Origin of the sequence: Pseudaminobacter salicylatoxidans, from assembly GCF_003148475.1 — a bacterium.
In the GTDB taxonomy this organism is placed as follows: domain Bacteria; phylum Pseudomonadota; class Alphaproteobacteria; order Rhizobiales; family Rhizobiaceae; genus Pseudaminobacter; species Pseudaminobacter salicylatoxidans.
This window is the reverse complement of record NZ_QGGG01000013.1, coordinates 98,954-121,782: the sequence shown is the minus strand read 5'-3', so window position 1 is coordinate 121,782 and position 22,829 is coordinate 98,954. Positions and strand designations below refer to the sequence as shown.

25 protein-coding genes are annotated in these 22,829 nt (G+C 64.1%); 9 read left to right on the top strand and 16 right to left on the bottom strand.

Translation table 11 applies throughout. From position 1 onward, the window contains the following. Window positions 1-6: 6 nt before the first annotated feature. From tsaE to C7441_RS17695, 8 genes are all read right to left on the bottom strand, one after another. A complete protein-coding gene (tsaE, locus tag C7441_RS17730) occupies window positions 7-1,518 on the bottom strand; it encodes a tRNA (adenosine(37)-N6)-threonylcarbamoyltransferase complex ATPase subunit type 1 TsaE (protein WP_109614018.1) in 1,512 nt (503 codons plus the stop codon). Continuing rightward, a complete protein-coding gene (locus tag C7441_RS17725; RefSeq protein ID WP_109614017.1) occupies window positions 1,519-4,086 on the bottom strand; it encodes a sensor histidine kinase in 2,568 nt (855 codons plus the stop codon). It abuts the gene before it with no gap. Between the two features lie 200 nt (window positions 4,087-4,286). Next, the gene (ahcY, locus tag C7441_RS17720) at window positions 4,287-5,684 is read right to left on the bottom strand and encodes an adenosylhomocysteinase (RefSeq protein WP_109614016.1); all 1,398 of its coding nucleotides are present in this window, start codon (window positions 5,682-5,684) and stop codon (window positions 4,287-4,289) included. Window positions 5,685-5,845: 161 nt separating this feature from the next. Next, entirely contained in the window at window positions 5,846-6,148 is a 303-nt protein-coding gene (locus tag C7441_RS17715) for an HPr family phosphocarrier protein (protein WP_019170923.1), read from the bottom strand. Then, complete coding sequence (locus C7441_RS17710) at window positions 6,145-6,546, bottom strand: PTS sugar transporter subunit IIA (RefSeq protein WP_019170922.1); 402 nt, start codon at window positions 6,544-6,546, stop codon at window positions 6,145-6,147. The genes C7441_RS17715 and C7441_RS17710 overlap by 4 nt, the downstream gene beginning before the upstream one ends. A gap of 171 nt (window positions 6,547-6,717) precedes the next feature. After that, complete coding sequence (locus tag C7441_RS17705) at window positions 6,718-7,164, bottom strand: HPr kinase/phosphorylase (RefSeq protein WP_109614015.1); 447 nt, start codon at window positions 7,162-7,164, stop codon at window positions 6,718-6,720. A 6-nt stretch (window positions 7,165-7,170) separates the two neighbouring features. Continuing rightward, a complete protein-coding gene (locus C7441_RS17700) occupies window positions 7,171-8,955 on the bottom strand; it encodes a sensor histidine kinase (protein WP_109614014.1) in 1,785 nt (594 codons plus the stop codon). A 44-nt stretch (window positions 8,956-8,999) separates the two neighbouring features. Further along, window positions 9,000-9,701, bottom strand: a complete 702-nt coding sequence (locus C7441_RS17695; RefSeq protein WP_019170919.1) for a response regulator transcription factor — start codon at window positions 9,699-9,701, stop codon at window positions 9,000-9,002. Window positions 9,702-10,079: 378 nt separating this feature from the next. On the opposite strand from C7441_RS17695, the gene C7441_RS17690 reads away from it, so the two are divergent. The 4 genes from C7441_RS17690 (at window position 10,080) to C7441_RS17675 (ending at window position 13,547) form a co-directional block, all read left to right on the top strand. Next, window positions 10,080-11,690: a phosphoenolpyruvate carboxykinase gene (locus C7441_RS17690; protein WP_109614013.1), complete on the top strand. Its 1,611-nt coding sequence runs from the start codon at window positions 10,080-10,082 to the stop codon at window positions 11,688-11,690. Window positions 11,691-11,774: 84 nt separating this feature from the next. After that, window positions 11,775-12,212, top strand: coding sequence for an alternative ribosome rescue aminoacyl-tRNA hydrolase ArfB (gene arfB / locus C7441_RS17685; protein WP_109614012.1), 438 nt, complete (start codon window positions 11,775-11,777; stop codon window positions 12,210-12,212). A gap of 97 nt (window positions 12,213-12,309) precedes the next feature. Continuing rightward, window positions 12,310-12,831, top strand: coding sequence for a peptidoglycan-binding protein LysM (lysM, locus tag C7441_RS17680; RefSeq protein ID WP_109614041.1), 522 nt, complete (start codon window positions 12,310-12,312; stop codon window positions 12,829-12,831). A 95-nt stretch (window positions 12,832-12,926) separates the two neighbouring features. Continuing rightward, window positions 12,927-13,547 carry an alpha-ketoglutarate-dependent dioxygenase AlkB family protein gene (locus C7441_RS17675; RefSeq protein WP_109614011.1) on the top strand — a complete coding sequence of 207 codons (621 nt, stop codon included), beginning with the start codon at window positions 12,927-12,929 and terminating at the stop codon, window positions 13,545-13,547. Between the two features lie 7 nt (window positions 13,548-13,554). Here C7441_RS17675 and coaA read toward each other — a convergent pair whose 3' ends face one another. The 8 genes from coaA to hisB form a co-directional block, all read right to left on the bottom strand. Next, entirely contained in the window at window positions 13,555-14,514 is a 960-nt protein-coding gene (gene coaA / locus C7441_RS17670) for a type I pantothenate kinase (RefSeq protein WP_019170915.1), read from the bottom strand. A gap of 17 nt (window positions 14,515-14,531) precedes the next feature. Next, the gene (locus C7441_RS17665) at window positions 14,532-14,855 is read right to left on the bottom strand and encodes a phosphoribosyl-ATP diphosphatase (RefSeq protein WP_109614010.1); all 324 of its coding nucleotides are present in this window, start codon (window positions 14,853-14,855) and stop codon (window positions 14,532-14,534) included. Window positions 14,856-14,883: 28 nt separating this feature from the next. Beyond that, window positions 14,884-15,669, bottom strand: coding sequence for an imidazole glycerol phosphate synthase subunit HisF (gene hisF, locus C7441_RS17660; protein ID WP_109614009.1), 786 nt, complete (start codon window positions 15,667-15,669; stop codon window positions 14,884-14,886). A gap of 103 nt (window positions 15,670-15,772) precedes the next feature. Beyond that, window positions 15,773-16,537, bottom strand: coding sequence for a 1-(5-phosphoribosyl)-5-[(5-phosphoribosylamino)methylideneamino]imidazole-4-carboxamide isomerase (hisA, locus tag C7441_RS17655; protein WP_109614008.1), 765 nt, complete (start codon window positions 16,535-16,537; stop codon window positions 15,773-15,775). Window positions 16,538-16,541: 4 nt separating this feature from the next. Beyond that, a complete protein-coding gene (locus C7441_RS17650; protein ID WP_019170910.1) occupies window positions 16,542-16,832 on the bottom strand; it encodes a DUF1330 domain-containing protein in 291 nt (96 codons plus the stop codon). Then, window positions 16,829-17,479, bottom strand: a complete 651-nt coding sequence (hisH, locus tag C7441_RS17645; protein ID WP_109614007.1) for an imidazole glycerol phosphate synthase subunit HisH — start codon at window positions 17,477-17,479, stop codon at window positions 16,829-16,831. The genes C7441_RS17650 and hisH overlap by 4 nt, the downstream gene beginning before the upstream one ends. A 1-nt stretch (window position 17,480) precedes the next feature. Beyond that, on the bottom strand, window positions 17,481-17,969 hold the full coding sequence (locus C7441_RS17640; protein WP_109614006.1) for a DUF2628 domain-containing protein: 489 nt from the start codon (window positions 17,967-17,969) through the stop codon (window positions 17,481-17,483). 4 nt (window positions 17,970-17,973) lie between these two features. Beyond that, entirely contained in the window at window positions 17,974-18,573 is a 600-nt protein-coding gene (hisB, locus tag C7441_RS17635; RefSeq protein ID WP_109614005.1) for an imidazoleglycerol-phosphate dehydratase HisB, read from the bottom strand. A 197-nt stretch (window positions 18,574-18,770) separates the two neighbouring features. On the opposite strand from hisB, the gene hslV reads away from it, so the two are divergent. The 5 genes from hslV (at window position 18,771) to C7441_RS17610 (ending at window position 22,818) form a co-directional block, all read left to right on the top strand. Next, window positions 18,771-19,319, top strand: coding sequence for an ATP-dependent protease subunit HslV (gene hslV, locus C7441_RS17630; protein ID WP_109614004.1), 549 nt, complete (start codon window positions 18,771-18,773; stop codon window positions 19,317-19,319). Continuing rightward, window positions 19,309-19,830: a GNAT family N-acetyltransferase gene (locus tag C7441_RS17625; protein WP_109614003.1), complete on the top strand. Its 522-nt coding sequence runs from the start codon at window positions 19,309-19,311 to the stop codon at window positions 19,828-19,830. Before hslV ends, C7441_RS17625 begins: the two co-directional genes overlap by 11 nt. Beyond that, a complete protein-coding gene (locus tag C7441_RS17620; protein ID WP_109614002.1) occupies window positions 19,827-20,429 on the top strand; it encodes a DUF2585 domain-containing protein in 603 nt (200 codons plus the stop codon). The genes C7441_RS17625 and C7441_RS17620 overlap by 4 nt, the downstream gene beginning before the upstream one ends. A gap of 4 nt (window positions 20,430-20,433) precedes the next feature. Further along, complete coding sequence (hslU, locus tag C7441_RS17615; RefSeq protein ID WP_109614001.1) at window positions 20,434-21,744, top strand: ATP-dependent protease ATPase subunit HslU; 1,311 nt, start codon at window positions 20,434-20,436, stop codon at window positions 21,742-21,744. A gap of 114 nt (window positions 21,745-21,858) precedes the next feature. After that, entirely contained in the window at window positions 21,859-22,818 is a 960-nt protein-coding gene (locus C7441_RS17610) for a DUF1402 family protein (protein WP_109614000.1), read from the top strand. Window positions 22,819-22,829: the final 11 nt, after the last annotated feature.

The window sequence follows — 22,829 nt, the reverse complement described above, 5'->3', positions numbered from 1 at the left end:
GATCGGTCAAAGCTTTGCGTCCTCGATGAAGCCGTGAACCTGATAGAAATCGCGCAGTTCGGCAAGGGCGGGATGGGCAAGTGCACGGCGCAGATAGTCGCGGATGCGCGGCAAGTGTTTCAGATAGTCCGGCTTGCCGTCGCGCCGGTCGAGCCGCACGAAGATGCCGAGGATCTTGGAATTGCGCTGCGCGGCCATGATGGCATAGGCCTCGGCGAAGCTTTCCGCGTCAAACCCGCCAGCGGCCTGCCGCGCCGCGACATAGGTTTTTGTCACGGCCGCCTCGATCTTCTCGGGCACGGTCACGCGCGCGTCCATGGCGAGCGAGGCGACGTCATAGGCCGCGGGGCCGATCAGCGCGTCCTGGAAATCGATGATGCCGAGCCGGTCGAAACCGCTGCGCTCGGCACGCCAGATGATATTGGGCGAATGGAAGTCGCGCTGCACGAGGCCTTTCTCGGCGTGTTCCAGCCGGTCGATCACCGCATTCCAGAGGCGCACATATTCCTTGCGCAATCCGGCATCGGCCGGCTTGCCCGTTACCGCCGGCACATACCAGTCGAGCAGCAGTTCGACCTCGATCAGCATGGCGTCGCGGTCGAAAGGCGGCACCGTGTGTACGACGCCGGGCGCAACCTCGATGCGATCCGGCCATGATTTGCCGTGCAACATGGCGAGCAGTTCGGCGGCGGCCACATAGCGCTCCGCAACCGGCTTGCCATCGAGCAGAAAGCCTTGCGCGCCGAGATGCTCGATCAGCAGGAAACCATTTTCAAGATCCTGCGCATGGATTTCCGGCACGCTGACGCCAGCCTCGTGCAGCGCGCGATCAAGCGCGACGAAGGCCGCGACGGTGCGTGCGGTGTGGGCGATCTCGGCATAGGCCCTGCCGTCGCGCACGGGCGGCCCCAGCAGCAGCTCGGGTGAGTTCATCAGCACGCGCGGCGCATGGCCTTCGCGCGCAACGATCTCATAGGCGCGCGCCGAGGCATCCCCCGTGAAATAGGAGCGCGCGGCCTCGCCCCAGCCGGAACGTTCCAGAAAATCACGGATGGCGAAGGAACGCGCAAAACGCGTAGCAGCACCGGCATCCGGCACGACGATACGGACGCGGCGGCCGGTGCCTTCCTCGGTCAACTCGACGCGGGTGGCGCTCGCCGGCATGCGGTTGCCCGCCTTTTCCGGCCATTCCACCAGAGCCGCACCCTGCTCCAGCGCGTCATCGAAGCCGAGTTCGTCCAGTTCCTCCTCCGACGACAGGCGGTAGAGGTCGAAATGCTGGATCGGCAGCCGCCCCTCATAGACCTGCACCAGCGTGAAGGTGGGGCTCGGCACTTCCAGTTCAGGATCGCCGGCCAGCGCCCGGATGAGGCTGCGCGCCAGCGTCGTCTTGCCGGTGCCGAGGTCGCCATGCAGCGCCAGCACGTCGCCGCGCCGCAAGGCCAGCGCCAGATCCTCGCCCAGACGAAGGGTCGCCGGTTCATCCGGCAGGAAACGCTCGAAAACCGTTTCGGTCATCTACTCCGCCGCCTGGCGAACGCCGGTCGGCACGTTGGGAAACAGGCATATCACAGTCGTACCGCGATCCTGGCCGGTTTCGATCCGCACCGAGCCGCCATGCAGTTCCACGAAGCTCTTGACGATGGACAGGCCAAGGCCCGCGCCACGGCGGCGGCCGCCATTCACCCGCGGCTCGAAACGGCGGAACACGGTGTCGAGGATTTCCGGCGGCATGCCGGGGCCGTCGTCATGCACGGCGAATTCCACGCCCTGCCCTACCTGACGGCAGGCGAGCGAGACGGTGCTTGCCTCGGGCGCGTAATTGGCCGCGTTGCTGAGCAGGTTGTAGAGAATCTGGCGGATGCGCGTTTCATCGCCGTGGAAGCTTTGCGGCGCCTGCCCGGTGTCGATGGTCAGGCGGATGCCGTGCTCGTCCATGCGATCGGACACCAGTTCGGCGGCGGCCGCGATGGTCTGGTCCACGCGCACCTCACCGACCTCGAGCTCCATGATGCCGGCATCGACGGTTGCCAGGTCGAGGATGTCGTTGACGACGGTCAGCAACACCGCCGAGGACGAGCCGATATGTTCCAGATATTCGCGCTGGCGCGGCGCCAGCGGCCCCGTGGCCGGCAGCGCCAGAAGCTCGGTGAAGCCGATGATGTTGGTGAGCGGCGAGCGCAGCTCATAGGACACGTGCTGGACGAAATCGTTCTTGAGCTGGTCGGCGCGCTGCAGCGCCTCGTTCTTGTCCTTCAGCGCGCGTTCGACATTCACGCTGTCGGTGACGTCGACGAAGGTGATCATCACCTGCCCGTTGGGCAGATGGATCACCGCATAACGCAGCACCGTGCCGTTGTTCAGCTCGGTCTGGCCGCGTCCGTCGCGGCGTTCCTCATCGAAGCCGGTGACGGCGGCAACGAAATTGGCCCAGGGGCTGTCCTTGGCCTGGGTGTCGCATTGCGCCCGGATCGCCGAGATATGCATGTTGCCCTGCACCAGATCGGACGACAGACCCCACAGGCTGACGAAAGCCGGGTTGGAGAGACGGATGCGCCCGTCGGGCCCGAACACGGCCACGCCCTCGGTGAGATTGTCGAGCGTCTCGCCCTGCACGCGCACGGCGGCATTGTAGCGGCTTTCGAGATTGATGCGCTCGGTGACGTTCTCGAACACCCAGGTGACGCCGCCCTTGGGCTGCGGATTGGCGATGACGCGCAGCGTGCGGCCATCGGGCAGGTGCCACCAGTGCTCCTGCGATTCGACAGCGCGATAGGCTTCGAGCAGGTTTTCCTTCCAGCGCCGCCATTCCGGCTGCTCGGCAAGCTTGCCTTCGCTGCGCAGCCGGTCGAGCAGCAGCGCATTGTCGGGCGCGCTGTCAAGAAAGCCGGCATCGAGGTCCCAGAGCTTCTGGAACGCCTGGTTGAAGAAGCGCAGCTTCTGCTGCTCGTCGAAAATGGCGACCGGCGTGGTGAGCTGGTCCAGCGTGTCGGCATGGCTGCGCACCAGCCGCTCATATTCCTCGCGGATGGCCTCGATGCCGCTGGCGTCCACGGCAATGCCGGCCGCGCCTTCGGTACTGGCGAAATCGGTGACGGTGAATTTGCGCCGGTCGCCGCCGATGACGGTCGAAAGCGTCTGTTCGAAAACGGGATGCGCGGCGTGCTGCCGGGCAATCGTCTCGCGCGCGGCCGAGCCCAGGAACTCCTTGCCCTCGCGCAACACGGCCTCGGGCGTCGCCGCTTCCACCGCCTCGGCATAGGCGCGGTTGACCCAGCGCAGGCGGCCATCGGCGCTGCGCAGCCAGAACGGCATCTTCAGCGCGTCGGCGAGCCCGACCATATTGTCGTAATCGACAGCAAGGCGCTGGTTTTCCAGTTTCAGCTGCGCGTGCTCGCGCTGCGTCTGCGACAGGGAGACGAAGCGCAGCAGCGTGTGCGAAGGCGTCTTGCGGCCCTGCACCTCCAGCGGGGTTGCGCTGTGGGTTTCCACCATCAGATCGAACTGCGCGCCCTTTTCACGCAAGCCCGCCACCGCGCGATCAAGCGCGGCCGCCGAGCGCGGGGCAAGCCAGCGGCCAAAGGCGAGGAAGGCGGCACGGTCTTCCGGCGCGGCGGCCTCCGCCGGCAGCGCGCCGACCAGTTCCGGCTTCTGATTGTCGTTGGCCCAGACGACGATGCGCTGGTCGCGCAGGTTGAGCAGCGCATCGGAGCGCTGCAGCGTTGCGTTGAGATCGGCAATATGCGCGCGCAGTTCCACATTCTCGGCCGAGGTGCGGGCGCGTTCGCGGATGAGCGCCACGGCCGAAAGCAGGGCGGCTCCCATGACGCCCAGGAAGACGGCCATCTGGATGACCTCGAACGCGCCCATCGGCAGCCCGGCAATGCCGCGCTGCGGGGTGTGCTGGGCCAGCGCCGGATCGACAAGGGCAAGAGCGGTCAGCGATGTCGCGGCCAGAAGCAGCCGGCCGAAAGGCCGCGTCAGCCTACGCTGCCGCCAGCCCGCTGTTGCGGGTGCATTGCCGTTCGAATCCCTGTGGCCGCCGGAAACGGCCCGTCCCGCATCGAGCGGGTTATCCCCCGGCATGTCCTGTACCTCTCCGCCGCCTGATCGCAGACTGCCTCGACGCCGGCTCTTCGCATCCCCGCCTCGGAGCGCGAACGTCGCGAATCATGGATACAATACAGGTTGCTCGAATCCCCGTGAAGAAGCGCGGCGCGCAAAAACAAAGCCGGGCAAAAAGTCAATTGCCCGACTTCAACATCTGGTAGTTTGGTTAACCCAGATCAGTATCTGTAGTGTTCCGGCTTGAACGGGCCCTGCGGCGTGACACCGATATAGGCAGCCTGTTCCTTGCTCAGCTCGGTCAGCTTGGCGCCCAGCTTGTCGAGATGCAGGCGCGCGACCTTCTCATCCAGATGCTTGGGCAGCACATAGACCTCGTTCTTGTACTGGCCAGCCTTGGTGAACAGCTCGATCTGCGCCAGCACCTGGTTGGTGAAGGATGCCGACATGACGAAGCTCGGATGGCCGGTGGCGTTGCCGAGATTGAGCAGACGGCCTTCCGACAGCAGGATCAGGCGCTTGCCATCCGGGAAGGAAATCATATCGACCTGCGGCTTCACGTTGGTCCATTTCAGGTTGCGCAGTGCGGCGACCTGAATCTCGTTGTCGAAATGACCGATATTGCCGACGATGACCATGTCCTTCATCGCGCGCATATGGTCGAGCGTGATGACGTCCTTGTTGCCGGTGGTGGTGATGACGATGTCGGCGGTCGGGGCCGCATCTTCCAGCGTCACCACTTCGAAGCCGTCCATGGCCGCCTGCAGGGCGCAGATCGGATCGACTTCCGTGACCTTGACGCGCGCGCCGGCGCCCTTCAGCGACGCGGCCGAGCCCTTGCCGACGTCGCCATAGCCGCAGACCACGGCGACCTTGCCGGCCATCATCACGTCGGTGCCGCGACGGATACCGTCGACCAGCGATTCCTTGCAGCCATATTTGTTGTCGAACTTGGACTTGGTGACGGAGTCGTTGACGTTGATCGCCGGGAAGGGCAGCAAGCCCTTCTTCTGGAGCTGGTAGAGGCGGTTGACGCCGGTGGTCGTCTCCTCGGTGACGCCGCGGATCGCCTCGCGCTGCTTCGTGAAGAAGCCCGGCGTCTCGGCCATGCGCTTCCTGATCTGCGCGAACAGGATCTCTTCCTCCTCGCTGCCGGGATTGGTCAGCACGTCCTCGCCGGCTTCGGCGCGGGCGCCCAGCAGGATGTACATGGTGGCGTCGCCGCCATCGTCGAGGATCATGTTGGAAGTGCCGCCATCGGCCCACTGGAAGATCTTGTCGGTGTACTGCCAGTACTCCTCCAGCGTCTCGCCCTTCACGGCAAAGACCGGAATACCGGCATCGGCGATCGCGGCGGCGGCGTGGTCCTGCGTGGAGAAAATGTTGCAGGAGGCCCAGCGGATGTCGGCGCCGAGCGTCTTCAGGGTCTCGATCAGCACCGCCGTCTGGATGGTCATGTGCAGCGAGCCGGTGATGCGCGCGCCCTTGAGCGGCTGCTTTTCACCGAATTCCTCGCGGCAGGCCATCAGGCCGGGCATTTCGGTTTCAGCGATCTCGATTTCCTTGCGGCCCCAGCCGGCAAGCGAAAGATCGGCGACGATGTAGTCCTTACCAGACATTGGCAGTGCTCCCGTTCGGGTTCGTGAAAGCGCCTGCACACGCCCGAAGGACGGGGCGCGGACGCCATTGCGGATGCGCGCTGACTAGCAGATCGCCGCGCGGTCGACAATGGGATATAAAGAAATCCTTATTCGTGCATATCCGCCGAAAGCGGCAGCGCTCAGATTTCCTCGCCGAAACGGTCGGCGATGAGCGTGCCGAGCGCCTCGAGAACATCATCGGCATCCGGCCCCGTGGCGGTGACGCGGATGTTGGAGCCTGGGCTGGCGGCCAGCATCATCAGGCCCATGATCGAGGTGCCGCCGACCTTGACGCCGTCCTTCTCGACCTCGATCGAGGCCTCGTAGCTGCTTGCCACCTGGACGAATTTGGCCGAAGCGCGGGCATGCAGGCCGCGCTGATTGACGATCTGGAATTCGCGGGACGTGCCGCCTTCGGAAGCCGGGGAGGACAGGCCGTTCATTTGCTGCTCAGAAGCTGGCTGGCGACATTGATGTATTTGCGCCCGGCGGTCTGCGCCTCATCGAGCGCCAGCGTCATGTCGTCGCTCTTGCGCACGCTGGAGAGCTTGATGAGCATGGGCAGGTTCATGCCGGCGATGACCTCGACGCGGCCGGCCTCCATGACGGAAATGGCAAGGTTGGAGGGCGTGCCGCCGAACATGTCGGTCAGCAGGATCACGCCGGTGCCGGTATCGCTGCGCGCCACCGCCTCGACGATGTCGCGGCGGCGCTGCTCCATATCGTCGTCCGGGCCGATGGCGATGGTCTCGAAATGGTCCTGGGGTCCGACGACGTGCTCCACGGCGTTGCGGAACTCCATGGCCAACTGACCGTGCGTCACGAGCACGAGTCCGATCATTCTGCTTTGGCTCCCGTCATGACCTGTTCGCGAACGCTCTCCGCCACGCCCGCCTAGCCCGGTTTGCCGGGCAATGGAGCGCTATCTTGTCGAGGCGAGTGGCGTTTACAAGCCCTAAAACGCTTTGGCCAAGACCATTTTGCCGCACAGTGTCACCTGTCTTCGACACTTTCACGCGAACGGCGGCAATGAAAGCCGCGCGGCGATCGCCATCAGCGCCGGCCGGGTGTCGCGCTGCGGCACCTTCAGCACCGGCAGGCGGCAACCGGCCACGTCCTCGAATTCCTCCTCGGGCAGACGCTGCATCTCGCCTACCGGCACCAGCCGCACCGCAAGATCGATGACCGCCCGCGGCTGAACGGCCGACGGTCGCGGCCCCACGCCATGCACCTCGACCAGCCCGCTGATCGTCCGCGGCGCGCTGCAAACCAGCCGGGCGCCATGCACGGCAACCAAGACCTGATCGTCGCTGACGAGGCAGGCAAGGCGGCCAACATCGCGAAACCGGCTGACCGCCGCGAGCGCCAGCGTGCTCTTGCCCGAGCCGGATGGCCCAAGGACCAGCACGCCGCGAGACCCGAGCACCAGCGCGGTGCCATGCAGGTTGGGCGGGGTCACGGGAGATCAGCTTTCGGCCGGGAGCGTCATGACGAAACGCGCGCCCTTGATGTCGCCGGGCTTGCCGCCGACCATGTTTTCGGCCGACAGCGTGCCGCCATGCGCCTCGACGATCTGGCGGCTGATGGACAGGCCAAGGCCGGAATTCTGGCCGAAAGCCTCGCTTGCCGGACGGTCCGTGTAGAAGCGCTCGAAGATGCGGTCGATATTGTCGGCGCGGATGCCGGGGCCGTTGTCCTCGACGGTGACGATGTTGAACTTGCCGGCCCGCTCCAGCGAGACGGTGATGCGGCCCCCCTCCTCCGGCACGAAGGAGCGCCCATTCTCGATCAGATTGGTGATGACCTGACCGATGCGCAGGTCGTGGCCGAGGGCGAAATAGCCCTTCGCGCCCTGCGGCAGCTTGTGCGGCTTGTATTCGATCTCGACCTTGCGCTTGTGGCGGCCGGGGTCCAGCGAAAGGGCGACCAGATCGCCGATCAGCTTCTTCAGATCGATCCTGGCGGAGTCCTCGCGCACCAGTTCGGCATCGAGCCGCGAGGCGTCGGAAATGTCGGTGATCAGACGGTCGAGCCGCTTCACGTCATGCTGGATGATCTCCATCAGCCGCGAGCGCGAGGCATCGGTCTTGGCAAGCGGCAAGGTCTCCACCGCGCTGCGCAGCGAGGTGAGCGGGTTCTTCAGCTCATGGCTGACATCGGCGGCGAAACTCTCGATGGCCTCGATGCGCGCATAGAGCGCATTGGTCATGTCGCGTACCGCCACAGACAGATTGCCGATCTCGTCCTGCCGATCGGAGAAGTCCGGGATTTCCTCGCGGTTCTTGACGCCACGGCGCACCCGCACGGCGGCGGCCGACAGGCGGCGCAGCGGATTGGCAATGGTGGAGGCCAGAAGCATGGACAGGATCGCCATGACAAGTGCTGCCACGCCGAAGACGCGCAGGATGGCCTTGCGCTCGGCCGCCACGATCTTGTCGATATCGCCGCCCTCGGTGGACAGCATCAGCACGCCGAGCACGGCGCGGAAACGCTGGATGGGCACGGCGACCGAGACGATCTGCTCGCCCTGCTCGCTGACGCGCACCACCGTGGAGGGGCTGCCAGTGAGCGCGCTCATCACTTCCGGAAAGGCCGCGCCGTTGCCGCCGGGCTGCTCCTTGTAGACCGGCAGCTCATTGCTGCGGAACAGGTCGAAGACGAACTTCTCGACCCGCTCCATGACACTCGGCTCTTCCTCGGTCACAGATGGCAGGTCGTAACGCAGGATCTGGCCGCGCGAATAGAGATGGCGCGAATCCAGCAGCAGATTGGCATCGCGGTCATAGATGCGGGCGCGCGTGCGCGTCGGCGAAATCAGCCGGCGCAGCACCGGCGCGACGCGCTCGGGGTTGATCGGGAAATCGAGGCTGTCAAGCTGGTCTGAACCCGGGCCGAGGCTTTCGCCGGCCTGCAACTCAAGCAGCTTTTCAGGATCGATGCTGATCGAATCCGTTTCCACCGTGGCGGAACTGGCGATGGCGCCGGCGATGATCTCGCCCTGCGTCATCAGGCTTTCCACCCGCGCGTCGATCAGGCCGTCGCGGAAGGTGTTGAGATAGAGGATACCGACCACCAGCACCCCCAACCCGGCCAGGTTGAGGAAAAGAATGCGCCGCGTCAGGCTGGAAAAGATGTGGTGGCCGAGGAAACGGCGCAGCGGCACGGTGATCTTCGAGAGAAATGCGGGCATGGCCGTGCGCGACTTGCGCGCGGCCGCACCCGGTTTCTTCAGATCCAATTCCATTGCCATTCAGGCACAAACTCCTGAGACGCGTCGTGGCGCTGCGCCGCGCTTCACGCCTCGCGGAAACGGTAGCCGACACCATAGAGGGTTTCGATCATCTCGAACTCCTCATCGACCGCCTTGAACTTCTTGCGCAGGCGCTTGATGTGGCTGTCGATGGTGCGATCGTCAACATAGACCTGCTCATCATAGGCCGAATCCATCAGCGCATCACGACTTTTCACCACGCCGGGGCGCTGGGCAAGGGCGTGCAGGATCAAAAACTCCGTGACCGTGAGCGTGACCGGCTCGCCCTTCCAGGTGCAGGTGTGGCGTTCCTGATCCATGACGAGCTGGCCGCGTTCGAGCGAGCGCGACTGCTGGCTCGGCGTCTTGGCGGCGGCATCGCGGGCGCTGGCCCGGCGCAGCACCGCCTTGACCCGCTCGACCAGCAGGCGCTGCGAGAACGGTTTGCGGATGAAATCGTCGGCGCCCATCTTGAGCCCGAACAGTTCATCTATCTCGTCGTCCTTGGAGGTCAGGAAGATCACCGGCAGGTCGGTCTTCTGGCGCAGGCGGCGCAGCAGTTCCATGCCGTCCATGCGCGGCATCTTGATGTCGAGGATCGCAAGATTCGGCGGCCGTGCCGCCAGCCCCTCCAGCGCCGAGGCACCATCGGTATATGTCTCGACGCGGTAACCTTCCGATTCCAGCGCGATCGAAACCGAAGTCAGAATGTTGCGGTCATCGTCGACAAGCGCGATTGTTGCCATATCCAGCGGCTCCCTCATGGGCTTCTTGTCCCTGTCCTGTAGCGGAAAGGGCTTTTGCAGGACAAATTGGGTACAAAATGTGGCATAGAAACAGGCCCTTGTCACACCGACACCCGCATTTTCCAGATCCGCACCCGTTTTTCGGCTGCGAACCCGCCCCGAGATAGGAAATGGCACGCCGGCCATGCACCCCCTGCGGCGGAAAGTCTCCCTTTAAACGATTTAAAAATTTTTCAAAATCTTTAAATCGATTATATATTTGAAATTGCTAATCTTTTCTGATTTTGACCAATTTCGTCCTTCAAAATCCGGACGATAGACGTTCGGCAAACCGACCCGAGCACCCAGCAGCAACGATCCTATCTGGAGGAACGCCGTATGAGTGAAACCGGCAAACGCAATCCTTCCCACGGAATTGACAAGAGCGGCCTGAAAACCTCGGGAACCGTGCACTACAATCTCGGCACGGCAGCACTTTACGAAGAAGCCATCCGGCGCCGCGAGGCGAAGCTGACGGCCCATGGCGCGCTGGTCGCCGAGACCGGCCAGCACACCGGACGCTCGGCCAAGGACAAGTTCGTGGTGCGCGACGCGGCCACTGAACCGCATGTGTGGTGGGACAACAACAAGCCGATTTCGCCCGAACATTTCGAGGTGCTGCTGGCCGACTTCGTGGCCCACGCGGCCGACAAGGACCTGTTCGTGCAGGATCTCGTGGGCGGAGCGGATGCGCGCCAGAGCCTGCCGGTGCGCGTGATCGGCGAATATGCCTGGCACTCGCTGTTCATCCGCACGCTGCTGCGCCGCCCCGAAGCGGACGAACTTGCCGGTTTCGTGCCGCAGATGACCATCATCGACCTGCCCTCCTTCCGCGCCGACCCTGCCCGCCACGGCTGCCGCTCGGAAACCGTGATCGCGGTCGATCTCACCCGCATGATCGTGCTGATCGGCGGCACCTCCTATGCCGGCGAAATGAAGAAGTCGGTGTTCACCGCCCTCAACTATCTGCTGCCGGCAAAGGGCGTGATGCCCATGCACTGCTCGGCCAATGAAGGGCCGAAGGGCGACGCGGCCGTGTTCTTCGGCCTGTCGGGCACCGGCAAGACCACGCTGTCGGCCGATCCGGCGCGCACGCTGGTCGGCGACGACGAGCATGGCTGGGGCCCCGACGGCATCTTCAACTTCGAAGGCGGCTGCTACGCCAAGACCATCCGCCTCTCGGCCGAGGCCGAGCCGGAAATCTTCGCCACCACCCGGCGCTTCGGCACCGTGCTGGAAAACGTCATCCTCGACGAGAACGGCATTCCGGACTTCGACGATGGCCGGCTGACCGAGAACACGCGCTGCGCCTACCCGCTCGATTTCATTCCCAACGCCAGCGCCACCGGCCGCGCCAGCCATCCGAAGAACATCATCATGCTGACCGCCGACGCCTTCGGCGTGATGCCGCCGATCGCCAAGCTCACCCCGGCGCAGGCGATGTATCACTTCCTGTCGGGCTACACCGCCAAGGTGGCCGGCACCGAAAAGGGCGTGAACGAGCCGGAAGCGACCTTCTCGACCTGCTTCGGCGCGCCCTTCATGCCGCGGCATCCATCGGAATACGGCAATCTGCTGCGCGAACTGATCGCCCGGCACAATGTCGATTGCTGGCTGGTCAACACCGGCTGGACCGGCGGCGCCCACGGCACCGGCAAGCGCATGCCGATCAAGGCCACGCGTGCCCTGCTTTCGGCAGCACTCGACGGCTCGCTCAACAATGTCGAGTTCCGTACCGATCCGAATTTCGGCTTCGCCGTGCCGGTGGCGGTGCCGGGCGTGGAAACGTCGATCCTCGATCCGCGCTCGACATGGGCCGACAAGGAAGCCTATGATCGCCAAGCGCTCAAGCTGGTGGGCATGTTCATCGACAATTTCGCCAAATTCGAATCCCACGTCGATGCCAGCGTGCTGGGAGCAGCACCGCGCGTTGCGGCTGCCGCCGAATAAGCTTTACGGCAGGGACGGACGCGGAAAGGCCCGGTGGAAACGCCGGGTCTTTTCTTTTGCGCGGATGCACGGCATCTCTAGGCGATGAGTTCGGACGAAAAGATCATCATCGCCAACGACGTCGTCATTCATCCCGACGACATCGAGGAGAGCTTCATACGCTCCTCCGGCCCCGGCGGGCAGAACGTCAACAAGGTGGCCACGGCGGTGCAGTTGCGCTTCGATGCGCGCAACGCGCCGGGCCTGCCCGAGCGCGTGCGCGAACGCACGCTCAAGCTTGCCGGGCAGAGGGCGACCAAGGACGGCGTGATCGTCATCGAGGCCGGACGCTTCCGCACGCAGGAACAGAATCGCGCCGACGCGCGCGCCCGCCTGACGGCCCTCGTCGCGCGCGCGGCCGAACCGCCACCCCCGCCGCGCAAGAAGACAAAGCCTTCCAAGGGCGCGATCGAGCGGCGGCTGAAAGCCAAGGCCGGACGCTCGACGGTGAAGAAACTGCGCGGCAGGGTCGAGAGCGACTGAACGATTTGCAACGGCCGGTTTCAATCGCCGCTTCCAATTTCGGGTGGCGGATGCGAAATTCGCTCGTCACAACAGCGGCAGCATCAAGGAGGCATCAATGGGAATGTTCGATTTCGTTAAGAGCGTCGGCAAGAAACTTGGCTTCGGCGGCGAGGAAGAGCAGGCGCCGCAGGCGGATGCGCTGAAAAAGGAACTGGATTCGCACAAGCTCGGCACCGACAAGGTGCAGGTCGAGGTTCAGGGTGACAAGGCGGTCCTGAAAGGCGTGGTCGCGGACCAGTCGATCTTCGAAAAGGCGGTGATTGCGGTGGGCAACACGCTCGGCATCTCCAAGGTCGAGGCCGACGAGTTGAAGATCGTACCGCCGGAAAGCGGCCTCAAGCTCGACAGCAATGTCGACATGACAGCGGTGGTGGCGGCCTCGACGCCAGCCAAGGCGCCGGTGTTCTATACGGTCAAGAAGGGCGACAATCTCTGGAAGATCGCCGAGGCGCAATATGGCAAGGGCAAGGGCGCCAAGAACAACATCATCTTCGAGGCCAACAAGCCGATGCTGAGCCATCCCGACAAGATCTATCCGGGCCAGGTGCTGCGCATCCCCGACATCGACCAGGCCTGAGGCCCGGGACCTGAAAAAACGGAACGGCGGCGCGATGCCGCCGTTTTCTTTTCGGCGACGTTTTCACGCTTCCCGCAACCATACCGGACAAGCCCATGCTCGCGCTGCCGCCCGGCGTCAGACACATTCCCGGCTTCCTCGACCGCTCCGCACAAGAGGCGCTGGTGGAGGATATTCGCGCCGTGGTGCGCGCCGCGCCGCTCTATGTGCCGACCATGCCCGGCAGCGGCAAGGAAATGAGCGTGCGCATGACCAATTGCGGCACGCTCGGCTGGGTGACGGACCGCGAGCGCGGCTATCGCTACCAGCCCACGCACCCGGAAACCGGAAAGCCCTGGCCGCCGATCCCCGAGGCGCTGCTTTCCATCTGGCGCGCGGTGGCAGACTATCCGCTGCCGCCAGAAGCCTGTCTCGTCAATTTCTACGGCGAAACCGCCAAAATGGGCCTGCATCAGGACCGCGACGAGGCGGAATTCGCCGCCCCGGTGGTCTCCATTTCACTGGGTGACGCCTGCCTGTTCCGCATCGGCGGCACAACGCGCGCGGCCCCCACGGTGTCATTCCGGCTTGAAAGCGGCGATCTGGTCGTGCTGGGCGGCGAAAGCCGCTTGAGCTTTCACGGCGTCGACCGCATCTATCCGGCAACCTCAACGCTGCTGAAAAATGGCGGGCGCATCAACCTGACGATGCGGCGGGTGACGAAACCCGTAGCGTAAGTACGGCTTAAAGCTTCCGCAGCGCCACTTCCTCGACGCGGTGGTCGGGCCCCTTGCGCAGGATGAGATCGGCACGCGGGCGCGTGGGCAGGATGTTTTCGCGCAGGTTCTTCAGGTTGATGTTGCCCCACAGGCCCTCCGCGATGGCGCGGGCGGCATCTTCCGAAAGCTGCGAGTAGCGATGGAAGAAGGATTCCGGATTGCGGAAGGCCGTCTCCCTCAGCTTCATGAAACGCTTGATATACCAGGAATGGATAAGCTCTTCCCTGGCGTCGATATAGATCGAAAAATCAAAGAAATCAGACAGGAACGGCACGAACTTGCCATCCCTCGGCAGGTCGCGCGGCTGCAGCACGTTCAAGCCTTCGAAGATGAGGATGTCGGGCCGGTCGACCGTGATATATTCGCCCGGCATCACGTCATAGGTCAGGTGCGAATAGAGCGGGGCCCGCACATTGGGCTCGCCCGACTTGATCGCCGAGAGGAAACGCAGGAGCGCGCCGACATCATAGCTGTCGGGAAAGCCCTTGCGCTCCATCAGGTTTTCGCGGCGCAGCACCTCGTTGGGCAGCAGGAAGCCGTCAGTGGTGACCAGATCGACCTTGGGGCTGGACGGCCAGCGCGCCAGAAGCTCCTTCAGCACGCGCGCGGTGGTGGATTTCCCCACCGCCACCGAGCCCGCCATGCCGATGATGTAAGGGGTCTTGTTGGCCTCGTCGCCATTGAAGAAGGTCTTGCGCTGGCGATAGAGAAGCTGGCTTGCCTCGACATGGGCCGACAAAAGCCGCGACAGCGACAGATAGATGCGGCGCACCTCGTCCAGATCGATCGGATCATAGAGCGAACTCAGCCGCTGGACCTCGTCCTCGGTCAGCGTCAGCGGCGTATCGGCACGAAATTCCGCCCATCGCTCCGCCGTGAAGAACCGGTATGGGGAATATTTGACGGTCGCAGCGAGTTGATCCATCGCCTGCCCTTCCAAAGTCAGCCCTGGTTGCGCGATGCCTTCTCGGCGATGCCGGACTGGCCCGTTCGCCGCTGGAGTTCCTGAAGCACATCAGACAGCGGCACCCCGGCAACCGTCAGCACGACGAGCCAATGATAAAGAAGATCGGCGCTTTCGGAAACGAGTTCCCCGGTGTCGCCCCTGACCGCGGCGATGACGGTTTCAACCGCCTCTTCACCCAGTTTCTTGGCGGCGCGCTCCATGCCCGACGCATAGAGCCTGGCGGTCCAGGAATTGGCGTCGCCCGAGCGGGCGCGCTCCGAAATGATGCGTTCGAGATCGTTGAGGGAAAAACCGGTCATTCGCGTTCTTCGCGCCTCGGCAAATGGATCAGGCGGCCGGATCGAGCCGCATCGGCAGACCCGCTTTTGCCATGTAGGCCTTGGCCTGTGCAATGGTATAAGTGCCGAAATGGAAGATCGAGGCAGCCAGAACGGCGCTGGCATGACCGTCGCGGATGCCTTCGACCAGATGATCGAGCGTGCCGACGCCGCCCGAGGCGATCACCGGCGCGCGCACCGCATCGGCCACCGCGCGGGTCAGCGTGATGTCGTAGCCGGCCTTGGTGCCGTCGCGGTCCATGGAGGTGAGCAGGATCTCGCCGGCGCCGAGATCGACGACTTTTCTGGCGAACTCGATCGCATCAATGCCGGTTCTTTCGCGGCCGCCATGCGTAAAAATCTCCCAGCGGTCGGCTTCGCCCGGCGCAGACACTTTCTTGGCGTCGATGGCAACGACGATGCACTGGTTGCCGAACTTGTCGGCGGCTTCGGCGACGAAATCCGGGTTCTTCACGGCGGTCGTATTGATCGACACCTTGTCGGCGCCGGCCAGAAGCAGCTTGCGGATGTCGGACACCTGGCGCACCCCGCCCCCGACCGTCAGCGGCATGAAGCACTGTTCGGCCGTGCGGGCGACGACATCGAAAATGGTCTCGCGATTGTCGGACGAGGCGGTGATGTCGAGAAAGCAAAGCTCGTCGGCGCCGGCCGCATCATAGGCCCTCGCCGCCTCGACCGGATCGCCGGCATCGATCAGATCGACGAAGTTGACGCCCTTGACGACGCGGCCGTCCTTGACGTCCAGGCACGGGATTACGCGGGCTTTGAGGGTCAAAGGACGGTCTCCTTTTCCATTTGCGCGTCCTCGCCGCTGCGCGGCTGCGGGCGACGCGGGCCGTCCTTGACGTCCAGGCACGGGATTACGCGGGCTTCGAGGTTCATGGGCGGTCCTCGAACAGAGCGGGCTCAGGCTTCAGCTCGCCGCGCAATATCGCCAGCGCCTCGGCCGGGTCGATGCGGCCGTCATAAAGCGCGCGGCCGGAGATCGCGCCTTCGAGTCTTTGCGCGTCCGGCATGGTCATGCGCACGATGTCGGCAATTGAAGCAAGGCCGCCCGAGGCGATGACGGGGATGGAAACGGCTTCGGCAAGATCGATGGTGGAATTCCAGTTGATGCCGGCCAGCACGCCGTCGCGGTCGATGTCGGTGTAGATGATGGCCGCCACGCCCGCGCCCTCGAATTTCTTCGCCAGCTCGATGACGCCGAGGCTGGAGGCTTCCGCCCAGCCCTCGACCGCCACCTTGCCGCCCTTGGCGTCAATGCCGACGGCGACCTTGCCGGGGAAGAGCCGGCAGGCTTCCTTGACCAGCTCAGGGTCGCGCACCGCCACCGTCCCGAGGATGACGCGGGCCAGGCCCTTGTCCAGCCAGCCTTCGATATGGGCGAGCGTGCGGATGCCGCCGCCGAGCTGCACCGGGTTCTTCGTCGCCTTCAGGATCGCTTCGACCGCCGCGCCATTGACGCTCTCGCCGGCAAAGGCGCCGTTGAGATCGACAACATGCAGCCACTCGAAACCCTGCTCTTCGAAAGCGCGCGCCTGCGCGCCAGGATCGGTGTTGTAAACGGTCGCCTGCTCCATATCGCCGAGCTTGAGGCGCACGCACTCGCCGTCCTTGAGGTCGATGGCCGGGAAAAGGATCATGAGGCTAAACCCCTTCGACGATGGAAAAATGCGCGGTCGAGGCGGCAAGCCGGTGCTTCAGCGCTTCCTGATATTCGGGCGAATTGTAGCAGGCCAGCGCCTGCGCATAGCTGTCGAATTCGATGATGACGTGACGCAGGCCGGTCGGGCCTTCGGGGTCTTCGTGGCGGCCGCCGCGCGCGAGAAAGCGCGCGCCGTATTTTTCGAAGGCCGCCGCATTGGCAGCGACATAGCGCGAATAGACCTCCGGGTCGGTAATATCGACCATCGCGATCCAGTAGCCCTTCTTGCTCATGGCTTCCACCTCAGGAAATTGGCAATCAGAGCAAGGCCCAGCGCCTGGCTCTTTTCGGGATGGAACTGCGTGCCGGCGACATTGTCTTTCGCCACCGCCGCAGTGATCGGGCCGCCATAGTCGGCTTCGGCCAGAACATCCTGCGGATTGGCCGCGGCAAGGTGGTAGGAATGCACGAAATAGGCATGCAGACCGCCCTCGCCCGTGCGGATTCCATCGAACAGCGGATGCGAATGTTTCACGTGAATCGTGTTCCACCCGATCTGCGGGATCTTCAGCGACGGATCGGCCGGCTGCATTTCCCTCACATCTCCGGGTATCCAGCCGAGCCCCCGTGTGACGGTCTTTTCCAGCCCGCGTTCGGACATGAGCTGCATGCCGACGCAGATGCCGAGGAACGGCCGGCCATTCCTGATGGCGACGTCCTCAATGGCCTCCACCATGCCCGGCACGGCATCGAGCCCGGCGCGGCAGTCTGCATAGGCGCCCACGCCCGGCAGCACGATGCGGTCGGCTGTACGCACCCGTTCGACGTCCGCTGTCAGCTCGATCCCGGCGTCGATCCCGCTTTCGCGGGCGGCACGTTCGAACGCCCTGGTGGCCGAGCGCAGATTGCCCGAGCCGTAATCGATGATGGCAACGCGCATATCAGGCCCTTCCGGGATAATCGAGCAGACCGAGCGCCGGACCCTTGCGGGCGGGCGCGGCGGCGACCGGCATTGCCGGCTGGTCCGCAAATGGCGGAGAAACGTCGGCGCGTTCGGGCAGATCGACTTCCGAGAGATAGCGGATTTCGGCATCCTGCCGGTCGCGCGCCTCCACGGCGCCCCAGTCGCGCCAGCCGCGGCGGCGCAGCGCCGCAAGCCGCAGGGCGGGTCCTTCGAGGCCGACATAGATCGACACCAGCAGGGAAAGCAGCGCACTCGTCACGCCAAAGCCCACCGCCTCGCCCAGCGCCGTCAGCAGAAGCGCTGCCGCGAAAGCCAGCACGGCCTCGATCCACAGCCGATGCCACAGCAGCCAGAACGGCGGCACGAGGAAGGCGACCAGCGAAAAACCATCGCGCACCAGGACGGCGCGCTCCGACGCGGCGGCGGCGTTCCCGAACGGCGGTTCCATCACGACATAGATGGCCATGGCGTCAGCCTTTCAGCGAACCCTTGGTGGAAGGCACCGCATCCGGCTGGCGCGGGTCAGTCTCCAGCGCCATGCGCAGCGCGCGCGCCACTGCCTTGAAGCAGGTTTCGGCGATGTGATGGTTGTTGGCGCCGTAGTGGTTCGTCACATGCAGCGTGATGCCGGCATTCTGCGCCAGCGCATGGAAGAATTCGCGCACCAGTTCGGTGTCGAACGTGCCGATCTTGGGCGCCGAAAAGTCAACGTTCCAGACCAGGAACGGCCGGCCGGACACGTCGATTGCCGCCCGCGTCAGCGTCTCGTCCATGGCAAGGTCAATCGAACTGTAGCGCATGATGCCGCGCCGGTCGCCCATCGCCCTGGCCAGCGCCTGGCCAAGCGCGATGCCGGTGTCTTCCACCGTGTGGTGGTCGTCGATATGCAGGTCGCCCTTGGCGCGCACCGTCATGTCGATCAGCGAATGGCGCGAAAGCTGGTCGAGCATGTGGTCGAAGAAGCCGACACCCGTCGACATATCTGACCGGCCGGCGCCATCGATGTCGATGGAAACGGCAATTTCGGTTTCCTTCGTCTGGCGGCTGACTTTTGCGGCGCGAGCGCTCATGGAGCTATCCTTGCGGTACTTTGAAAGAACGGGTGCGTTCTAACAGCATGGCCGGGCGATTTCCAGTTGCATCGCGCTGCGCTGCAGCAACGAAGCCTACACCCTTTGCATTCGAAATCCGTCGACATACATAAGGTCGCAACATTACTCGTACCGCGCCAATTGCCTTCAGGGGATGGCGCGAATCGGAGCCATATATGTCCAATGAATTGATCATGCACGGCACCACGATCGTGACCGTGCGCAAGGGCGGCAAGGTCGTCATCGCCGGTGACGGCCAGGTAAGCCTCGGCCAGACCATCATGAAGGGAAATGCGCGCAAGGTGCGCAGGCTCGGCAAGGGCAATGTCATCGCCGGCTTCGCGGGCGCCACGGCCGATGCCTTCACGCTTCTGGAACGCCTCGAAACCAAGCTCGAGCAATATCCCGACCAGTTGACGCGCGCCTGCGTGGAACTCGCCAAGGACTGGCGCACCGACCGCTACCTGCGCCGGCTGGAAGCGATGATGCTGGTGGCCGACAAGAACGTGTCGCTGGCTCTGACCGGCACGGGCGACGTGCTGGAGCCCGAATTCGGCGTGATGGCCATCGGCTCGGGCGGCAACTATGCGCTGGCCGCCGCGCGCGCGCTGATGGACACGGACAAGGACGCCGAGGAAATCGCCCGCAAGGCGATGGAGATCGCGGCCGACATCTGCGTCTACACCAATCACAGCTTCACCGTCGAAGCGCTGGATGCCGCCTGAGGTGCCGCACGATTATGCGTTCCGTCCGCTGACGGGCAAGGACATGAAGCTTCTTGCCCGCTGGCTCGCCGAGCCGCATGTCGCGGCCTGGTGGGGCGACAAGGCAAGCGAGCTGGAAGGCATAGGCAGCCACATCGACAGCATTTCCGTCGAGCCCTTCATCATCGAGCTCGACGGCAGGCCGATCGGCTACATCCAGAGCTACGATCCGCATCTGGAAGACGAAAACCCCTATCAGGGCCAACCCAGCGGCACGCTGGGCATCGACCAGTTCATCGGCGAGCCTGACCTGATCGGAAAGGGTCACGGCACCCGGCTGATCGGTGCGTTCCTCGAAATGCTGTTCGAGGAGGGCGCGCCGCGCGTCATCGTCGATCCGGACCCGGCCAATGCGGCCGCCATCCGCGCCTATGAGAAAGCCGGCTTCCGACCGATCGGGCGCAGGGCGGGCGAGCACGGCGAAGTCCTGCTGATGGCCATCGACAATGACGACATGGAGGAGGAACCATGAGCGACACGGCTGCGAAGGACGTCACAGAGAAAGGCTGGCGCATTTCATGGCCGGTGGGGCTCGCCATCGCGGCCGGGCTGATCGCGGCACAGGCGCTGATCCTCTATCTGATGGGGCGCACGCCGATCTGCGAATGCGGCTATGTGAAGTTGTGGCACGGCATCGTGCAGAGTTCGGAGAACTCCCAGCACATCGCCGACTGGTACACCTTCTCGCACATCATCCACGGCTTCCTGTTCTATCTCCTGGCATGGCTGGTGCTGCCGGGTCGCTCGATCTGGCTCAGGCTGGGTCTGGCGATCTTCGTCGAAGGCGCCTGGGAAATCGTCGAAAACAGCGATTTCATCATCAACCGCTACCGGGAAGGCACGATCTCGCTCGACTATTACGGCGACAGCATCATCAACTCGGTCTCGGACACGCTGGCGATGGTACTGGGATTTGTGATGGCCGCGCGGCTACCTATATGGGTGATCGTGAGCCTCGCCCTCGTTTTCGAGATCGGCGTCGGCTACCTCATCCGGGACAATCTGACACTCAACGTGATCATGCTGCTGCATCCGTTCGAGTTCATCAAGCAGTGGCAAAATGGGTTGTAGCAACATGAGCAATTTCTCTCCCCGCGAAACCGTTTCGGAACTCGACCGCTTCATCATCGGCCAGAAGGAGGCCAAGCGCGCCGTGGCGATCGCCCTGCGCAACCGCTGGCGCCGCCAGCAGCTCGACGGCCAGATGCGCGAAGAGGTGATGCCCAAGAACATCCTGATGATCGGCCCCACCGGCGTCGGCAAGACCGAGATTTCGCGCCGCCTGGCCAAGCTTGCCGCCGCGCCCTTCGTCAAGGTCGAGGCGACCAAGTTCACCGAGGTGGGCTATGTCGGCCGCGACGTCGAGCAGATCGTGCGCGATCTGGTCGAGGTGGCCATCGGCCTGACGCGCGAAAAGATGCGCGAGGACGTCAAGGCGCGCGCCCACCTGAACGCCGAGGAACGCGTTCTGGAAGCGCTGGTCGGCAAGACGGCAAGCCCCGCGACGCGCGACTCCTTCCGCAAGAAGCTGCGCGACGGCGAACTCGATGACAAGGAAATCGAGATCGAGGTGGCCGACACCGGCACCGGCGGCATGCCCGGCTTCGACATACCCGGCATGCCGGGCGCCAATATCGGCGTGCTCAACATCAACGACATGCTGAGCAAGGCGATGGGCGGGCGGCGCACGAAGATGCGCAAGACCACGGTGAAGGAGTCCTACGAACTGCTGATCGCCGACGAATCCGACAAGCTGCTCGACCAGGACGAGGTGGTGCGGCGCGCAATGGAATCGGCCGAAAATGACGGTATCGTCTTCCTCGACGAAATCGACAAGATCGCGGCCCGCAGCGACATTTCGGGCGGCCCCTCGCGCGAGGGCGTGCAGCGCGACCTGCTGCCGCTGGTGGAAGGCACGACCGTTGCGACCAAATACGGGCCGGTGAAGACCGATCACATATTGTTCATCGCCTCGGGCGCGTTCCATGTCTCCAAGCCGTCGGACCTGCTGCCCGAGCTTCAGGGTCGCCTGCCGATCCGCGTGGAATTGCGTGCGCTGGACAAGAACGACTTCCGCCGCATCCTGACGGAAACGGAAGCCAGCCTGATCAAGCAGTACATCGCCCTGATGGAGACGGAAGGCGTGAAGCTGGACTTCACCGACGACGCCATCGACGCGCTGGCCGGCATTGCCGTCGATCTCAACGAGAGCGTCGAGAATATCGGCGCGCGGCGCCTGCAGACGGTGATGGAGCGCGTGCTCGATGAAATCTCCTTCGACGCGCCCGACCGTTCCGGCACGACGATCACCATTGATGCCGACTATGTGCAGAAGCATGTCGGCGACCTGTCGCGCAACACCGACCTGTCGCGCTTCATTCTCTGATGCGATTCACGCCCGCCGGCATCCCAGCGGCGGGCGTGACAGAATTGCACTCGACTCCGTCGGGTGCTTTTTCTAATTTGCCGGCCTTATGGCTATCCCGAGACGCGGCGGCGCATGAAAAAACGATCCATTCCGGCAATTGCGCTCGCACTCGCGTGGAGCACCCCGCAGGCGCACGCGTCGACGCTGGTGCCGCCCGGCAACCGCCATATCGCGCAACCCGCCGTGCCCGGCGCCTCGACCCGCCGCACCAAGGCCAGCAACACCACATTCGACGCCAAATACCGCAAGGTCTATGCACTTCTGAAGAATGACGGCAAGCTGCGCGCCAAGATCCGCGAGACGGCCGCCGCCTACCGCATCGACCCGATGCACATGGTCGGCGCGATCGTCGGCGAGCACACCTACAATGTCGACGCCTACGACCGGCTTCAGACCTATTACGTCAAGGCCGCGTCCTATCTCTCCAGCGGCCTGACCTTCAGCTACCGCGGCGAGAACGTGACGGATTTCGTCAAACGGCCGGAATTCGCGTCCTGCGCGGCCAAGACCGACAGCTACGACCTGTGGGCCTGCCGCGAGACGGTCTGGAACCGACAGTTCCGCGGCAGGGCGGTGGGCGGGACAAGCTTTCCCGACGACCGTTTCAGCGCCACCTTCTTCCAGCCGCTCTATGCCGGGCAGACCTTCGGCATCGGCCAGCTCAATCCGCTGACCGCGCTGGAGGTGAGCGACATGGTGCAGCGCGTCTCTGGCCTGCCGAAGCTCGATGCGGCGGATCCCAACAAGGTCTATGAGACGATCATGGACCCCGACCTGACGCTGCCCTATGTGGCCGCGATCCTGAAAACCTCCATCGACGCCTATCGCGACATCGCCGGCTTCGACATTTCGCGGAATCCCGGCATCACCGCCACGCTCTACAATGTCGGCGGCCCGGAAGCGCGCGCCTATGCGCTGAAAGCCGAAAACCTGCGCCGGCAGGCCGAAGGGCGGGAACAAAAGCTGCCGGAAGAAAACTATTACGGCTGGCTGGTCAATGAGAAGCTACCCGAATTGCAGGCGCTGTTTTAGGGCTTTTGGCC

Coding starts and splice junctions, on each gene's coding strand:
- tsaE (WP_109614018.1), bottom strand. CDS start 1,518: ATGACCGAAACGGTTTTCGAGCGTTTCCTGCCGGATGAACCGGCGACC.
- C7441_RS17725 (WP_109614017.1), bottom strand. CDS start 4,086: ATGCCGGGGGATAACCCGCTCGATGCGGGACGGGCCGTTTCCGGCGGC.
- ahcY (WP_109614016.1), bottom strand. CDS start 5,684: ATGTCTGGTAAGGACTACATCGTCGCCGATCTTTCGCTTGCCGGCTGG.
- C7441_RS17715 (WP_019170923.1), bottom strand. CDS start 6,148: ATGAACGGCCTGTCCTCCCCGGCTTCCGAAGGCGGCACGTCCCGCGAA.
- C7441_RS17710 (WP_019170922.1), bottom strand. CDS start 6,546: ATGATCGGACTCGTGCTCGTGACGCACGGTCAGTTGGCCATGGAGTTC.
- C7441_RS17700 (WP_109614014.1), bottom strand. CDS start 8,955: ATGGCAATGGAATTGGATCTGAAGAAACCGGGTGCGGCCGCGCGCAAG.
- C7441_RS17695 (WP_019170919.1), bottom strand. CDS start 9,701: ATGGCAACAATCGCGCTTGTCGACGATGACCGCAACATTCTGACTTCG.
- C7441_RS17690 (WP_109614013.1), top strand. CDS start 10,080: ATGAGTGAAACCGGCAAACGCAATCCTTCCCACGGAATTGACAAGAGC.
- arfB (WP_109614012.1), top strand. CDS start 11,775: ATGAGTTCGGACGAAAAGATCATCATCGCCAACGACGTCGTCATTCAT.
- lysM (WP_109614041.1), top strand. CDS start 12,310: ATGGGAATGTTCGATTTCGTTAAGAGCGTCGGCAAGAAACTTGGCTTC.
- C7441_RS17675 (WP_109614011.1), top strand. CDS start 12,927: ATGCTCGCGCTGCCGCCCGGCGTCAGACACATTCCCGGCTTCCTCGAC.
- coaA (WP_019170915.1), bottom strand. CDS start 14,514: ATGGATCAACTCGCTGCGACCGTCAAATATTCCCCATACCGGTTCTTC.
- C7441_RS17665 (WP_109614010.1), bottom strand. CDS start 14,855: ATGACCGGTTTTTCCCTCAACGATCTCGAACGCATCATTTCGGAGCGC.
- hisA (WP_109614008.1), bottom strand. CDS start 16,537: ATGATCCTTTTCCCGGCCATCGACCTCAAGGACGGCGAGTGCGTGCGC.
- C7441_RS17650 (WP_019170910.1), bottom strand. CDS start 16,832: ATGAGCAAGAAGGGCTACTGGATCGCGATGGTCGATATTACCGACCCG.
- hisH (WP_109614007.1), bottom strand. CDS start 17,479: ATGCGCGTTGCCATCATCGATTACGGCTCGGGCAATCTGCGCTCGGCC.
- C7441_RS17640 (WP_109614006.1), bottom strand. CDS start 17,969: ATGGCCATCTATGTCGTGATGGAACCGCCGTTCGGGAACGCCGCCGCC.
- hisB (WP_109614005.1), bottom strand. CDS start 18,573: ATGAGCGCTCGCGCCGCAAAAGTCAGCCGCCAGACGAAGGAAACCGAA.
- hslV (WP_109614004.1), top strand. CDS start 18,771: ATGTCCAATGAATTGATCATGCACGGCACCACGATCGTGACCGTGCGC.
- C7441_RS17625 (WP_109614003.1), top strand. CDS start 19,309: ATGCCGCCTGAGGTGCCGCACGATTATGCGTTCCGTCCGCTGACGGGC.
- C7441_RS17620 (WP_109614002.1), top strand. CDS start 19,827: ATGAGCGACACGGCTGCGAAGGACGTCACAGAGAAAGGCTGGCGCATT.
- hslU (WP_109614001.1), top strand. CDS start 20,434: ATGAGCAATTTCTCTCCCCGCGAAACCGTTTCGGAACTCGACCGCTTC.
- C7441_RS17610 (WP_109614000.1), top strand. CDS start 21,859: ATGAAAAAACGATCCATTCCGGCAATTGCGCTCGCACTCGCGTGGAGC.